13 protein-coding genes are annotated in these 15,677 nt (G+C 43.7%); 11 read left to right on the forward strand and 2 right to left on the reverse strand.

Annotated features, from left to right (window positions below; translation table 11 throughout):
• Positions 1 to 46: 46 nt before the first annotated feature.
• The gene (locus MHI01_RS28155) at positions 47 to 1,381 is read left to right on the forward strand and encodes a PhoH family protein (RefSeq protein ID WP_024628438.1); all 1,335 of its coding nucleotides are present in this window, start codon (positions 47 to 49) and stop codon (positions 1,379 to 1,381) included.
• Positions 1,382 to 1,602: 221 nt separating this feature from the next.
• Positions 1,603 to 2,874: an extracellular solute-binding protein gene (locus tag MHI01_RS28160; RefSeq protein ID WP_340984632.1), complete on the forward strand. Its 1,272-nt coding sequence runs from the start codon at positions 1,603 to 1,605 to the stop codon at positions 2,872 to 2,874.
• Positions 2,875 to 2,897: 23 nt separating this feature from the next.
• On the opposite strand, the gene MHI01_RS28165 is transcribed toward MHI01_RS28160, so the two are convergent.
• On the reverse strand, positions 2,898 to 3,977 hold the full coding sequence (locus tag MHI01_RS28165) for a hypothetical protein (protein ID WP_340984633.1): 1,080 nt from the start codon (positions 3,975 to 3,977) through the stop codon (positions 2,898 to 2,900).
• A gap of 184 nt (positions 3,978 to 4,161) precedes the next feature.
• Positions 4,162 to 4,398: a DUF2626 domain-containing protein gene (locus MHI01_RS28170; RefSeq protein ID WP_017687281.1), complete on the reverse strand. Its 237-nt coding sequence runs from the start codon at positions 4,396 to 4,398 to the stop codon at positions 4,162 to 4,164.
• Positions 4,399 to 4,712: 314 nt separating this feature from the next.
• Here MHI01_RS28170 and MHI01_RS28175 point away from each other — a divergent pair, with 314 nt between their 5' ends.
• From MHI01_RS28175 to MHI01_RS28215, 9 genes are all read left to right on the forward strand, one after another.
• Complete coding sequence (locus MHI01_RS28175; protein ID WP_076211575.1) at positions 4,713 to 5,363, forward strand: RsfA family transcriptional regulator; 651 nt, start codon at positions 4,713 to 4,715, stop codon at positions 5,361 to 5,363.
• A 150-nt stretch (positions 5,364 to 5,513) separates the two neighbouring features.
• Positions 5,514 to 6,473 (forward strand): ketopantoate reductase family protein, encoded by a 960-nt coding sequence (locus MHI01_RS28180; RefSeq protein WP_253501961.1) that lies wholly within the window; start codon positions 5,514 to 5,516, stop codon positions 6,471 to 6,473.
• Positions 6,473 to 6,847, forward strand: coding sequence for a DUF3397 domain-containing protein (locus MHI01_RS28185; protein WP_047843759.1), 375 nt, complete (start codon positions 6,473 to 6,475; stop codon positions 6,845 to 6,847). The genes MHI01_RS28180 and MHI01_RS28185 overlap by 1 nt, the downstream gene beginning before the upstream one ends.
• A gap of 153 nt (positions 6,848 to 7,000) precedes the next feature.
• Positions 7,001 to 8,698 (forward strand): peptide ABC transporter substrate-binding protein, encoded by a 1,698-nt coding sequence (locus MHI01_RS28190; protein ID WP_036674827.1) that lies wholly within the window; start codon positions 7,001 to 7,003, stop codon positions 8,696 to 8,698.
• A 189-nt stretch (positions 8,699 to 8,887) separates the two neighbouring features.
• Positions 8,888 to 9,820 carry an ABC transporter permease gene (locus MHI01_RS28195; protein ID WP_036614893.1) on the forward strand — a complete coding sequence of 311 codons (933 nt, stop codon included), beginning with the start codon at positions 8,888 to 8,890 and terminating at the stop codon, positions 9,818 to 9,820.
• Between the two features lie 47 nt (positions 9,821 to 9,867).
• Positions 9,868 to 10,749: an ABC transporter permease gene (locus MHI01_RS28200; RefSeq protein ID WP_370511422.1), complete on the forward strand. Its 882-nt coding sequence runs from the start codon at positions 9,868 to 9,870 to the stop codon at positions 10,747 to 10,749.
• A gap of 17 nt (positions 10,750 to 10,766) precedes the next feature.
• On the forward strand, positions 10,767 to 12,536 hold the full coding sequence (locus MHI01_RS28205; protein WP_091028470.1) for an ABC transporter ATP-binding protein: 1,770 nt from the start codon (positions 10,767 to 10,769) through the stop codon (positions 12,534 to 12,536).
• 157 nt (positions 12,537 to 12,693) lie between these two features.
• On the forward strand, positions 12,694 to 14,325 hold the full coding sequence (gene bshC, locus MHI01_RS28210; RefSeq protein WP_340984634.1) for a bacillithiol biosynthesis cysteine-adding enzyme BshC: 1,632 nt from the start codon (positions 12,694 to 12,696) through the stop codon (positions 14,323 to 14,325).
• 44 nt (positions 14,326 to 14,369) lie between these two features.
• Positions 14,370 to 15,635 carry an adenosylhomocysteinase gene (locus MHI01_RS28215; RefSeq protein ID WP_036614885.1) on the forward strand — a complete coding sequence of 422 codons (1,266 nt, stop codon included), beginning with the start codon at positions 14,370 to 14,372 and terminating at the stop codon, positions 15,633 to 15,635.
• The last annotated feature ends 42 nt before the right edge of the window (positions 15,636 to 15,677 follow it).

Genomic DNA, 15,677 nt, shown 5'->3' on the forward strand with positions numbered 1-15,677 from the left:
ATCACACTATTCATGCCTTTAACGACGCCGCTTTGGAGGGGATTGAATGAAAAAGATTTTTGTATTGGATACCAACGTGCTTCTGCATGACCCCAATGCCATATTTGCCTTTGAGGAACATGAGGTAATCATTCCCGCGGTTGTACTGGAGGAGATCGACTCCAAAAAAAGAAATGCCGATGAAATTGGGCGTAATGCCCGTAATGTATCCAGACTGTTAGATGGATTACGAGAGCTGGGTCACTTGCACAGTGGGGTACCTTTGGCTAATGGAGGTAACCTGAAAGTAGAGCTGAATCATCGGAGTTTCGTGAAAGTTCAGGAAATGTTTGGTGAAGTGTCCAACGATAATCGCATTTTGGCTGTCGCACTGAATTATCAGATTGAGGAGAATGAAAAGGAAGTAGTTGAACGTCAGGTCGTGCTTGTCAGTAAAGATGTACTTGTGCGTATCAAAGCGGATGTACTTGGTCTGTTCACACAGGATTACTTATCAGATCGGACGGCAGGACTCAGTGAGTTATATCCAGGTTATACGGCCCTAAAAGTTCATCCGTCAGTGATTGATGAGTTTTACACATATCGTTTTTTACCAATCAAACCATTGCAGTTGTCTTATTCGTTGTATCCGAATGAATTTGTCATTCTCAAGGATGAGATGGGAACCAATAAATCGGCTTTGCTTAAAGTGAACACAGAGGGAACAAAGCTGGAGCCGCTTTTCCTCAGTAATGATAATGTCTGGGGTATTAGTGCACGTAACGCACAACAACGCATGGCACTGGAACTGCTTTTAAATGATGACATCCCGCTTGTTACTATCACCGGTAAAGCCGGAACAGGAAAAACCTTGCTGGCACTTGCAGCAGGTCTGCTTAAGGTAGAGGATGATCATAAATACAAAAAACTGTTGATCGCTCGTCCTGTCGTTCCGATGGGGAAAGATATCGGTTATTTGCCTGGTGAGAAGGAAGAAAAACTTCGTCCATGGATGCAGCCGATATATGATAATCTGGAGTTTTTGTTTGACACCAAAAAAGCCGGAGATATCGATAAAATCCTAATGGGACTTGGCAGTATTCAGGTGGAGGCCTTAACGTATATTCGTGGAAGATCGATACCTGGACAGTTTATCATTATTGATGAAGCCCAGAATCTGTCGCGCCACGAAGTGAAGACCATTGTATCAAGGGTCGGTGAAGGCAGTAAGATAATATTGATGGGAGACCCCGAACAGATAGACCATCCGTATCTTGATTCTGCCAGTAATGGTCTGACGTATATCGTGGAACGGTTCAAACAAGAGGGAATCAGCGGACACATCATGCTCGAAAAAGGAGAACGGTCCAAGCTGGCACAGCTTGCAGCTGATTTATTGTAAAATTCAGGGGATTTATTTCCCGGAAAATGTTGTTATTGAAGCCGGCTCCTGGAGCCGGCTTTTTGCTGAAAAAATAAGTAAGCGTTATTACACAGAACTCGATATGCTCTTATTATGCAAAAATCCGAAAAAGTGTTTTTCGGCAGGGTAGGACAAGAGTACTACTTATTTGTTACAATAATTGCTGCAGGAAAAAACTAGGTGAACAGGGAGGGAAGTTAATGAAGCGTAGACATCAGGTTGTTTTATTCGCGGTATTGTTGCTTTCGTTAACGATCTTGTCACCGAGTTTTGACTTTAGAGGTTCGCAGCTCAATCAGGAACGCGATCAGGAGAAGGATGCTTTTCCTGGGTCTTCGTCCCGTAATGAAGATGCTCAAGCTCCGCTGGAGATTGTAGTGGCCATGTCGGATGAAGAGTTCCAAGCCTTTCAAAAAATAGCCAAAGAAGTTGCTGCCTCCCAGCTGGTAGAGATTAATCTTCGGAATGAGAAGCCGGATACATATAAGCATGTTTTGGATCTTGAATTTTCACTAGGGGAGAACGGTGATGTTGTTCTGCTTGATAGTGAGGAAGTGCAATACTATGCCCAAAAAGGGTACCTGTATCCGTTAAACGGAACAACATTATCGAAGTCGCTAGGAGATACGGTAGTTGGGTTACGGGGAATGACAGAGTGGAATGGTTATCAGTGGGGAATGCCTTTTGATTTTGATCCGTACATTCTGGCTGCACAATCTTCATTTCTGAAGAGAGCTGGTCTGGAGTCATTACCTCGCAATAAAGATCAGTGGGTCAAACTTACTCAACAAGCCATTGCGGAAGGCACCCCTTTAATTACAATGGACATCAATGATATGTACGGGACAAATGCGTGGCTGAATCATTTGGAACCGAAAATGGCACCAGACCAAGTTAAACGAACACAAATAGATTCGCAAACGGGGAATCTTCAGCAGGGGATTCAGTTGATGAATCAGATTCAGCCCCTTATTAAGCTGGAGTCTACCAATTCAGAGTTCTCTCCAACTGCTGACCAGAACGGCACACCGATGGTTGTATCATTGTTATCTCAATTATTAAGTGCGGATCAAGCGAGTGCAGTTGATAAAGATTCTTTGGAGCGGATTTCTTTCGAAACCTTGGAAACCGTAAACTCCAGAAGCCTTGTTATTACTGCGGGTTCGGTTGAGGCTGAGGAGGCCAGTAGATGGATTGAAGGAATGACGTCCGCTACGACACAGCTGAAATGGTACCAACAGGTTAACCGGTTGCCCGCAAAGCAACAGGAACTGGATTTGGCGTCTGAGAAACTCGTTGGACCTTATGACATGACAAAGGGACAATCCTGGTTCCCGACCACCCAAGATGTCCCTGCTGCAACGACCGAAAGTCATGCTCTAATAACTCGTTTTCATAAAAAAGTACAACAATTCTTAAAGGGTGAAATTACAGCGAATCAATACGTAGACAGTATTAAAACAACGAATTAACTTTAAGTTCGTGTTCAACCTCTTTAAAATGATATAGCGAGTTTTACTTCCAGTATGCCTTCACTTGTTGAAACATCGGTTGCTTTCACAAACGACAGGATTTTCTGTGGATAGAACCCAAGGTCAAATTCTTTTTCCAGCATTCGGCGAGTGGTGTCTGGTAATTCAAGCTGGTTGAATACAAGTTTGTCCACATGAAAACGAATGGAGTTTTGCGGTTCATTTTCAACCGTATAATGTCCTTCAATGCTTAATTGCAACTGATCCCGCTGACCGGAAGCTATAATCTTATCCTGGTTAAACTGAAAGGCAAAGTCTTCAAAGATTGAATTTTGGGAACGTAGAAATGCATTAAGCTCATCCTGCCCAATTCGAATCGTATACGTTGTTCCAGTCGTGGATATTCCTCCGTTTTGTTTTTGGATAAAATCAGGCAGGTTCTGCATGGCAGATGCCAATGCTTTGAAATATCGTTTCACCTCATAAATGCCTATATTCTCCCAATAAAGGGTTAATTCATCCATCAGTTTCTGAATCGCTGCCGCATCTCCGCTGGTGGCTATTTGGTCATCCACTTCTTTTTGCAAGGCGACTACACGTTCCCGCTGGTTTTGAAGATTAGTCTTCATTTCGGTTAATTCTGTTGTAGTCTGACGAATCTGAGTAGAAGTCTGTTGCAGATTGCGATAACGGTCCTGATACTTGTCCAGCACAGCCTGATCCCGTCCGATAATAATCTGGTAATAATCATACAGTACAAACAGGTCTTTGAATGATCTGGCTCCCAGGACCGTCATGAGGAGGCTGTCGCGTTCTCCTGTGTAGTAGGACCTCACTACAGCTCCGGCCCGATCTTGCTGAATATGTATCTGCTCTTCCTGTTCCTGCAGCTGGACGGATAATGTCTCGTGTTGTTGACCCAGCTGCTTCTGCCTTTCGGTGATGCGTTCGATTTCATGATCGATTTCAACGATGGATAGACTTTTTTGTAATATCTCACGTGTATCCTCAGGTGAAGACTCTCCATAGGCATAGGCTAAAGGTAGCTGGAGGAATAAAATGATGCATAATATAAAGGCGGAAATGCCGTGTTGACGTTTCACCGATCCATTCTCCTTTCCACTTCTTAAATGACAATCGTACAGGCTTGTTGTCTTCCAGACAATATATGAAACAAATACGTGAAATATCCTTAGTGGTTACATAACACCATGAACATTCATTTAATCTGAACACAACAAAAAAGCAACCCGACAGATATCGGATCACTTTGATGCTGCAGGTGGATTAGAGCGGCAAACCCATTTCGAATACGGTCCAGTAGCTGAACCCCGTGAATGTTACGATCATATAACCCCAGAAGAGCAATATGTACGTTCGCTCGGTAAATTTCAAGTATCCCAAAATGACAAAAAACGCAGTCTGCAGGAAAAAAAGCAAAGCCATTTCGACCAGATCTCCCGCAAAAGCCATCAGGCCAATTGCAAGCGTGAAGAACCCGAGTACCCGAAACATGCGTGCCACGGTAAATCCTCCTCTCCTAAGTACGTTCATAGATTGTCTACACAACATTATACCGGGAAAGGAAAAACGTGTAAACAAATTTGGATATGAAAGCGAATTCTTTTTTTGCTCAAAGTAAGTATAGATGGATATGTTTTACGTATGTCACGTATGAGCAAGCCTGAATGTGGAAATACATTTTAGTATGAAATCAATTCTATGAACTCTATGAGAGGCATAAGAATGAATGAAGCAGCTTTTATACCTAATTCACATACCGGGCTTCCGGTAATGCGGACGGTTATTTTAGGATGTTGTTAGGAGGGTATTATAGCATGACTGCAGTGAGACAGGATGCTTGGAGTACAGAGGACGATTTGATATTGGCTGAGGTTACTTTGCGTCATATTCGGGAAGGCAGTACACAATTGGCCGCTTTTGAAGAGGTGGGCGAAAAAATAGGCAGAACATCTGCCGCATGCGGTTTTCGCTGGAACAGTTGTGTACGTAAAAAGTATGATTCTGCTATCAGTAACGCCAAGGCACAACGACAAAAACGAAGTTATCTCAGAAAGCAACCAGCTATGCTCGGACCGCAGGTTGCAGCACTGTCTACACTGGACACTGAAGAACATCTGTACAAATCAGATGGGATCTCAGACGATTCATTATCGATGGATGCAGTAATCCGCTTCCTGCGACAATGGAAGGGAACGGTGCAGGAGAGTAATCGTCAACTCAAGATGCTGGAGAAGGAGCTTCGGGAGAAAGAAGATGAATTGCTTGAACTACGTCTTGAGAATGACCGTCTCTCCAAGGAAGTGAATGAAGTACAGACGGATTACCGTGTGGTGAATGACGACTACAAAGCTTTGATTCAGATTATGGATCGGGCTCGCAGACTCGCATTTTTGTCCGAAGAAGAAGAGGAACTTAAGACACGTTTCAAGATGGATGCCAACGGGAATCTGGAACGAATTGAATAACAAATTCAGACGTTTGATTTGTGAAAGTCAGGTATGAACCCGCCACACCTCCGTTACACAACGGCAGGTATGACGGGTTTTTAGTTTGGTGTTTTTGTTCTATTATAGATAATAGAAGAGAAACTACTGAAGCGGAGAGGAGTGCATCATATGATCATTGACATCGTAGGAGCGGGGGCACTTGGTCTTTTGTATGGCGGGAAACTGCTGGCGTCAGGTAACCAGGTCAGATTTTGGACCAGAACAACAGCTCAGGCAGACCTCCTCAGCCATAATGGAGTAACCATTGTGGAACAAGACGAAGAGATACATATTCTACCGGATCAAATACAGGCGAAACCAATAAGTAAGCTGACTGACACATGGAAGAACACACCAGGAGAATGGTTACTGCTCATGGTTAAGCAGACAAGCATGGATGATTTCATTGATGAGATTAGTCCATTACAAGATCATGTGCTGAATGTCGCTTGTTTTCAGAATGGGATGGGCCATCTTACAAAACTTCAAGCAGCTTTGCCAAAGTCGCTTCTCTGTAGTGCGGTTACAACAGAAGGTGCGAAGCGAACACAAAGTCAGGTGACTCGTGCAGGTACAGGTGAAACCAGTCTGGGGAGATACAACATACATATAGGAGCTTCTACCTCTATAGAGGAGAAGAGAACATTTACTCTGTCGGGATCGTTGCAGCAGGCAGGATTTGACTGTACAGTGTCGAATGAAATCGATAAGCTGATATACAGGAAACTATTGATTAATTCAGTCATTAACCCGCTCACGGCACTATGGCGAATCCCTAATGGAGAATTGATCGTCAAGGAAGAACGAAAGAGGCTAATGCGGCAGTTATATGATGAAGTATTGTTAATCTACTCTGCAAGTGGAATATGTTTGGATCAGGATATGTGGGATCAACTGATATCGGTCTGCCGTTCTACTGCCACGAATACTTCCTCCATGCTTGCAGATGTTCTCGCTGGACGTGGTACAGAAGTAAGGTCAATTAACGGTCATATTGTAAAGATGGCACAGAAGTTGGACCTTGTTGCACCTACACATGAAATACTGCTTCATCTGATTGAAGGAATGCAACCGGAAGGAGTGAATTAATGGGACTTTTTATTGTGTTGAGCATATTGCCCTTTTTTCCGTTCTTTCTTGTCTATTGGGGCATGTACGTATGGAAAAAAGACAAACGGAACGCCATGCGGATGGCAATGGATGTAACCACTTTTTTTCTTGTTTTTTCAGTATCGGCGTTATTCAACTTAACATTTGATTCGAATTTTGGTTTTTATCTGACACTATTACTCATACTACTAGCACTTGGATTTATCGGAGGTGCGCAAAATCGACTAAAGGGGAAGGTCGATGGGGGGAGAATGTTCCGGGCCGTATGGCGCATGGCCTTCATCATTATGAGTTTCGGGTATGTTTTGTTTACTTTATTTGGATTATTTAGATACTTCATGAAACAGATGTGAGGTTACATAACGCAAAAGAGGCAAAAAATGTGTCGATTTTGTCGAAAACTGAAAAAAACATTACTTTCTGAAAAAGTAATGTAGATTTTTTTGACCGGTGGTTGTATAATCTATAAACATATAAACCATATCAATTTAGGGGGAACGTGTTAGATGAAAAGGAAAAGTCTATTAGTCCTTTTGACGCTGATTTTGGCGTTCGGTACCGTACTTGCAGCGTGCGGATCGAAAAACGAAGGCACAGGTAACACCGATACTGGTTCTGCAAACGAAGGAAATGGTCTTGCAAAAGATCAAATTCTGAAAATCAACCTGTCAGCTGAACCTCCTACGTTGGACCCGGCTCAAGCAAAAGACAGCCAAACCAACACAGTTCTGAAATTCTTGTACGAAGGTCTTGTACGCATTGATGCTGATGGTAAAGAACAAGCAGGCGTAGCTAAAGACTGGAAAATTTCCGAAGATGGTTTGAAATATGTTTTCAACCTGAACCCGGATGCTAAATGGAGCAACGGTGATGCAATCACTGCCGAAGACTTTGTTCGTTCTTGGGAACGTGCTTTGAAACCGGAAACAGCTTCTCCATATGCATACCAATTGTACTACATCAAAGGTGCTGAAGGTTACAACCTCAGCAAAGATGAAACATACAAAGGTACTAAAGTCACAGATTTCTCACAAGTAGGCGTTAAAGCTACTGATGAGCACACATTGGAAGTAACTTTGGAAAACCCAACACCTTACTTCTTGGGTCTGACAGCATTCTACACGTACTACCCAGTACATGCATCTGCTGACACCAATGACAAATTCTTCACAGACTACAAAAACATGATCGTTAACGGACCATTTGTAATGGATCAATACTCTAAAGGTCAAAAAATTGTTGTGAAGAAAAACGATGGTTACCATGCAGCTGCCGATATTAAATTGGCTCAAATCGATATGTCTCTGACAAACAGCAGTGCTTCCGAACTGCAAGCTTACAAATCAGGACAATTGGACTACACTGGTGCACCTAACGGTGAAATTCCATCCGACCAAATTCCTTCTGTAAAAGCGGAATTGCCGGACGAGTTCAAAGCTACTGGTATTGCAAGTACGTACTACTATCAGTTCAACGTAAACGAAGCACCATTTAATAACGTAAAAATCCGTAAAGCATTTGCAATGGCAATTCAGCGTCAACTGATTGTTGACAAAGTTACACAAGGTGGACAAATTCCAGCATTCGGCTTTGTACCTCCAGGTATCCGTGGTGAAAACGGCGAATTCCGTGATGAGCACAAAGACGACTACTTCACAGAAAATGTTGAAGAAGCTAAAGCATTGCTTGCTGAAGGTATGAAAGAAGAAGGTTACACAACATTGCCAGCTGTTACGTTGATCTACAACACTAGTGATGGTCACGCGAAAATCGCTTTGGCGGTTGCTGACATGTGGAAACAAAATCTTGGTGTTGATGTAAAAACAGAAAACCAAGAGTGGGGCGTATTCCTTGAGAACCGTCAAAACCAAAACTTCCAAGTAGCTCGTGCAGGTTGGTCTGCTGACTACAACGATCCATACAACTTCTTGGAAATGTGGACTACTGGAAACACAAACAATGATTCCAAATTCAGCAACGAACAGTATGACAAAGATGTTAAAGAAACTGTAAAATCTGCTGATCCAGCTGCACGTATGGCTGCATTTGCTGACGCTGAGAAAATCCTGATTCAAGATGAAATGGGCGTTATGCCAATCTATTATTACACTAACGTATCTTTGACTAAGCCTTACCTGAAAGGTGTACAACTTGATTTCAGTGGAGCTATTGACTACACTCGTGCATATCTGGAAGAGAAATAAGTTGTTCTGAAGTCTAATATGAATACTTCGGGATATATATGTGGAATTCCATATATATCCCGATTTTTTGTATGTGCACCGATTTTCCTTATAATTCTTGAAATTTCCGATAAATGGATTGGACTTTATTTCTGTCTAATTCTACAATCGATTTGTATACAAAATATTGTTTGTGGAGGTGTGCAAGGGTTGGTTAAGTATGTGTTGAAAAAACTATTATTTATGCTGCTATCGCTTTTCATACTCGCATCTGCAACCTTCTTCCTGATGAAGGCTATTCCGGGTGACCCTTTTACATCTGAGAAAAAAGTATCGCCTGAAATTCGGGTCTTGCTGGAACAGAAGTATGGATTGGACAAACCGATGTATGAACAATACCTGAAGTATATGGGTGGAATCATTAAGGGAGATTTCGGAGTCTCAATGAAATATCTCAATCGAGATGTAGCCGGAATGATCGGCGAAACATTCACCGCTTCGCTGAAGCTTGGAGTGTTTGCAATTGTTATCTCCATTATCGTTGGTGTTCTGCTGGGCCTTATTGCTGCAGTTTACCATCGTAAACTCATTGATGATATCACGATGATCCTGGCTGTCATAGGGATAGCTGTTCCGAGCTTCTTGCTTGCGTCACTATTGCAGTACCTCTTTGCTACTAAATTAGGCTGGTTTAACGTTATGGGCTTTGATGGTCCATTGGATTATGTTCTTCCGGTTGCAGCGTTATCTGCATCTCCGATTGCTTTTATCGCTCGTTTGACGCGTTCGAGCATGCTTGAAGTCTTACATGCAGATTATATCAAAACAGCTAAAGCCAAAGGTCTGAAGTGGCCTGCAATTATGTTTAAACACGTTGTAAGAAACGGTATTCTACCAGTAGTAACTTATGTTGGTCCAATGACAGCGAATATCATCACAGGTTCCGTTGTAATTGAACAGATCTTTAACATCGGGGGAATTGGTAAAGTATTCGTAGAGAGTATCACAAACCGTGATTACACTATGATCATGGGGATTACGATTTTCTATGGTATCCTCCTGATGTTGGCTCGTTTCTTTACGGATATCGCTTACGTGCTGATTGATCCTAGAATTAAGCTGGAAAGCCGGAAGGGGGCATAACGTTGTCTGGCACGAATAATAAAAAGAATGAAACGGCGAACACGAACCTGACTAGTCAGGCAGCGGTTAAACCGCAAGAAAGTGTATCCCTTTTTAAAGATGCCATGTACAGACTTGCAACCAATAAGGCTGCAATGATCAGTCTGAGCGTGTTGGTTCTTGTCGTGATTTTCTCTTTGATTGGTCCAACTTCTTTGTTTACAAGTTATAATTATTATTCCAATGATTTGTTGAATGCCAATGCAGCACCGAGTGCGGAGCACTGGTTCGGTACGGACGAGCTTGGTCGCGACGTGTGGGTAAGAACTTGGGTAGGAGCACGTGTATCCCTTACTGTAGGTTTGGCCGCAGCCTTGATTGACCTTGTTATCGGGGTTATTTATGGAGCGATCATGGGTTTCTATGGTGGACGTGTAGATGGAATTATGAACAAGTTTTCCGAAATCCTCTACTCCTTGCCGTACATGCTTGTTGTAATTTTGTTGCTGGTTGTACTGGAACCAAGTCTGACAACGATTATCATTGCCCTCACCATCACAGGCTGGATCAGCATGTCATGGATTGTGCGTGGTGAAATTATGCAACTCAAAAACAGAGACTTTATTCTTGCTGCAAGGTCCATGGGAGCAAGCACAGGGCGTCAATTGTTCCGTCATTTGTTGCCCAATGCAATAGGACCGATTCTTGTAACATTGACGTTGTCCATTCCAAATGCAATCTTTGCTGAAGCGTTCCTGAGCTTCCTTGGATTGGGTGTATCAGCACCAAGATCTTCACTTGGTTCTATGATCAATGATGCACTTACAGGCTGGACGCTATTCCCGTGGCGGATGTGGTTCCCAGCAGGTCTGATGGTTCTTACAATGCTTGCATTTAACTTGCTCGGAGACGGTCTGCGTGACGCACTCGATCCGAAATTACGTAAATAGAAACAGGAGGTGGGATTATGGAGCCGATTTTAACTGTCAAAGACCTGAGTGTGTCGTTCTCAACACGTTCTGGTGAATTTGATGCCGTTAAACATGTGAGTTTTGAACTTGGCAAAGGAGAGACGCTGGGGATCGTAGGTGAATCGGGTAGTGGTAAGAGTGTTACCGCCCAAACCATCATGAAATTGATTCCCTCCCCGCCTTCGAAGGTCAAAAGCGGAGAAATTACTTTTCACGGGCAAGACCTGCTGAATAAGACAGACAAACAAATGGAAGCGATTCGTGGTAAAGATATCGGTATGATCTTCCAAGATCCAATGACTTCATTGAATCCTACCATTAAAATTGGTAAACAAATTACCGAAGTATTGCGCAAGCATCAGAACATGTCCAAACAAGCGGCGAATAAAGCGGCTTTGGAGATGCTGGAACTTGTAGGTATCAAGAATGCGGCTATCCGCATGAATCATTATCCTCACCAATTCTCTGGTGGTATGCGTCAGCGTGCTATGATTGCGATCGCGCTTGCATGTCGTCCATCCCTCCTGATTGCGGATGAACCGACAACTGCACTTGACGTTACAATTCAGGCTCAAATTCTGGATGTCATGAAAGACATGCAACAAAAGCTTGGAACATCGATCATGCTGATTACGCATGACCTTGGTGTCGTAGCGGGTATGTGTGACCGTGTTGTTGTTATGAAGGAAGGCGAAGTTGTTGAAACAGGAACAACTGCTGAAATCTTTAGTAACCCTCAACATCCATACACGATTAAATTGCTGAATGCCTTGCCTCGTCTGGACGAGCCCAAAAAGGAAAAACCAGCTCCGGCTGGTATTATCAAAGGTAGCAATAAGCCTCTGGTACAAGTGAAAAACTTGAAACAATACTTTAATTTGGGTAAAGGTAACATTCTCAAAGCGGTCAATGACGTAAGCTTTGATATCTTTGAAGGTGAAACACTTGGCGTTGTAGGCGAGTCTGGCTGTGGTAAATCCACAACAGGTCGTACCATTCTGCGTCTTTATGAGCCAACTGGCGGAAATGTTAACTTCAACGGAACGGATATCTACAAGTTGTCTCCGCGTAAAATGAAAGAAATGCGTAAAGATATGCAGATGATTTTCCAAGATCCATATGCATCTCTTAACCCGCGTTTCAATGTTATGGATATTATCGGGGAGTCCCTCGATATTCATGGTCTGGCTTCCAGCTCTAAAGAGCGCAAGAGACGAGTGGAGGAATTGCTTGATCTGGTTGGTTTGAATCCAAGTCATGCTCTTCGTTATCCACATGAATTCTCCGGTGGTCAAAGACAACGGATCGGGATTGCGCGTGCACTTGCTGTAGACCCTAAATTCATCATCTGTGATGAGCCATTGTCTGCACTGGATGTATCCATTCAGGCACAGGTCGTTAAATTGCTTGAAGAACTTCAGCAACGTCTCGGCTTGACTTACCTGTTTATCGCGCATGACTTGTCGATGGTTAAACATATCAGTGACCGTGTCGCTGTAATGTACATGGGTAAAGTGGTTGAGCTCGCAGAAAGTGAAGAACTGTATGCGAACCCTATCCACCCTTATACCAAAACATTGCTCTCAGCAATCCCTGTACCTGATCCGGAAGTGGAAGCGAACAAACGTCGCATCTTGCTGCCGGAAGAGCATATGAGCCCGATTCAAAATGGATCTGGTGGTCCTGCAAATGACCCGTACAACCTGGAAAATGCTCAATTGATTGAGGTTTCCAAAGGTCACTGGGTTGCAGAACCTTACGTATAATAGGAATATTAATGCGATATGCTATTATTGATGTATTAAATGCCGCCGACTCGTTCGGCGGTTTTTTTCGTATTTTAATCACTTTCTTTTGACGAAGCGGCCTTGAATTCGGTACAATCAAGAAAGGCTCTTTGAAGCAGAATAGGAGGCAGACCTCATGAACGGTATTACCGAGGCACTCCGCAGCGGATCAAGACTTGCAGAAGATTATATCTGTTCAAGAGATGCTGCGCGTGGCCTTTACGAGTATGACATTCGCTGGGAATCAGGACTTCAGGCGCGTGCCGAGTGGCTGGACCAATCGGAAAACACACGTATTGATCGTCGTGATCTGGCAGAGTATTTACGTATATATAATAAGAGGGTGAACGACCATGGAGAGGTTCATGCGTCCATCACACGTCTTGCAGAACAAGATGCACTAGTGGTTACAGGAGGACAGCAGAGTGGTCTGCTCACCGGACCACTGTTCGTCATATACAAAGCCGCCAGCGTAGTGGCAGCTGCGCGTGAAGCGGAAGAAAGACTTCAACGCCCGGTAGTCCCAGTATTTTGGATTGCCGGTGAAGACCATGACTGGGATGAGGTTAACCACACATATCTACCTGATCATCAGGGAGACATGAAGAAGGTCAAGTTACAAGGACGATTTGCAGGAAGGGATTCTGTGAGTAATGTTCATGTGGATACGCAGCAGTGGATGAATGTACTCGAACAGGTGGAACATCTTTTACCTGATACGATACATAAACCAGGACTGATGAAATGCATCACAGAGATCCATCAATCCAGTTCAAATCTGAGTGATGCATTTGCCCGCATGATATCTGCCTTGTTTGCCAGTAGTGGACTTGTTCTAATGGATGCATCGGATCCAGATTTACGCAGGTTGGAACAGCCCGTGTTTGAGCGGTTGATACGAAAAAATGAAGTGCTGCACAGCGCATACACACAAGGTGCTTCGTTGGTACAACAAGCTGGTTATGCTATGCCTGCCGAAGTAGCGGAGGATGGAGCCAATCTGTTCTACATTCATGAAGGGACGCGTCTACTCTTGTTGTTGAAGGACGGTTTATATAGTGATCGCAAAGGTTTGGTTTCTTTCACAGAGGAACGTTTGCTTCAGGAACTGGGAGAACATCCGGAGCGCTTCAGTAACAACGTATTGACACGACCATTAATGCAAGATTCCGTGTTGCCTGTAGCCGCTGTTATTTTGGGGCAAGGTGAAATTGCATATTGGGGTTTGACTCGGGAAGCATTCCGTCAGTTCGGCCTGCAAATGCCCATTTTGTTGCCGCGGTTGTCTTTCACCATTATGGAAGATATTCATCACAAACATATGAAACAATATGGACTTTCTTTTCAGGATGTTCAATATCATATGGAAGAAAAGAAGGAGCAGTGGCTCGCACAGCAGGAGACGTTCCAGGTAGATGAACAGTTTGACAAGGTTCAGGAGGCGTTTCTTGATCTGTATGGACCGTTGCTAGATGAGATCGCGGAGATTCATCCGGGGCTGGAACGAATTGGCGACACCAATGTGAGTAAAATCAACGAGCAAATGCAGTATCTGAAACAGCAGACTCACAAAGCTATCGAAGATAAACACAATGTGAGTCTAAGGCACTGGAACGGCATTCAGAACTCCTTATTCCCAACGGGCAAACCACAGGAACGAGTACATAATGCACTCTTTTACCTGAATCGTTATGGCACCGAGTGGATCGATGAACTGATTAAGGCCTCAAGTGAATTCCTTGGAGAGCATAAGGTTATTGCACTATAGAGCCCTTTATAATAGAAGAAACACAAAAACAAGGAGGATATGAAATGACTACACCTGCATTGCAAAACAGTATTGTTAAAGATATGGGACTCGCTTCAGAGGGTCACCTGAAAATTGATTGGGTAGAAGCGCATATGCCGGTACTGAACCGCATTCGTCGCCAGTTCGAACAGGATCTGCCCTTCAAAGGTTTGAAGGTTGCCATTTGTCTTCATCTGGAAGCGAAAACAGCTTACTTGGCAAAAGTGATCCAAGCGGGTGGTGCAGAAGTAACAATTACGCATAGCAATCCATTGTCTACACAAGATGATGTTTGCGCAGCATTGGTGGAAGACGGCGTTACGGTGTATGCGAAGTACAATCCGGAGCCTGCGGAATTCAAATCACTGCAACTGCGTGCGCTTGAGGTGAAGCCTGATCTCATTATTGATGATGGTGGAGACTTTGCAACCATTATTGCATCTGAGCGCCCTGACCTCGCAGCAACCATTCGCGGAGGAGCAGAAGAAACGACAACGGGTATTATCCGTTTGAAAGCATTGGCGAAAGAAGGCCAATTGAAGTTTCCGATGGTTGCGGTTAATGACGCATACTGCAAGTATCTGTTTGACAATCGCTACGGTACTGGACAATCTGCATTCGACGGGATTATTCGTACAACTAACTTGGTTATCGCTGGTAAAAACGTAGTGGTAGCAGGTTATGGCTGGTGTGGTAAAGGTGTAGCCATGCGCGCCAAAGGTCTTGGTGCCAATGTGATCGTAACCGAGATCGATCCAATCAAAGCGGTAGAAGCACACATGGATGGGTTCCGAGTCATGACGATGGTGGAAGCCGCCAAATTGGGAGATTTCTTTATCGCAGTTACAGGCAATAAGGATGTTATCACAGGTGAGCATTACGATGTGATGAAGGACGGAGCGATCCTGAGCAATGCAGGTCACTTTGATGTTGAAGTGAATAAACCTGAACTGGCTAAACGTTCGGAATCGATTCGCACAGTTCGTCGCAACATTGAGGAATATCGTTTCAAAGACGGTCGTAAAATGTATCTTCTTGCAGAAGGTCGTCTTGTGAACCTGGGTGCAGCAGATGGTCACCCTGCCGAAATCATGGATACGACGTTTGCTCTGCAGGCGCTTGGTCTGCGTTATGTAAGTGAGAATTATGAAAACTTGGGTAAAAACGTTGTTAATGTACCTTATGATATTGACCAGCAGGTTGCCAGCTATAAACTTGAAAGCCTGAATATTGGCATCGACTCCTTGTCAGCTGAGCAAGTGAAATACCTGGATAGCTGGAAATTTTAAGCACTATCCAATAATTACAAGCTGATGAAATGATTCAATAGG

The organism is Paenibacillus sp. FSL M7-0656, assembly GCF_038003225.1.
GTDB classification, from domain to species: domain Bacteria; phylum Bacillota; class Bacilli; order Paenibacillales; family Paenibacillaceae; genus Paenibacillus; species Paenibacillus amylolyticus.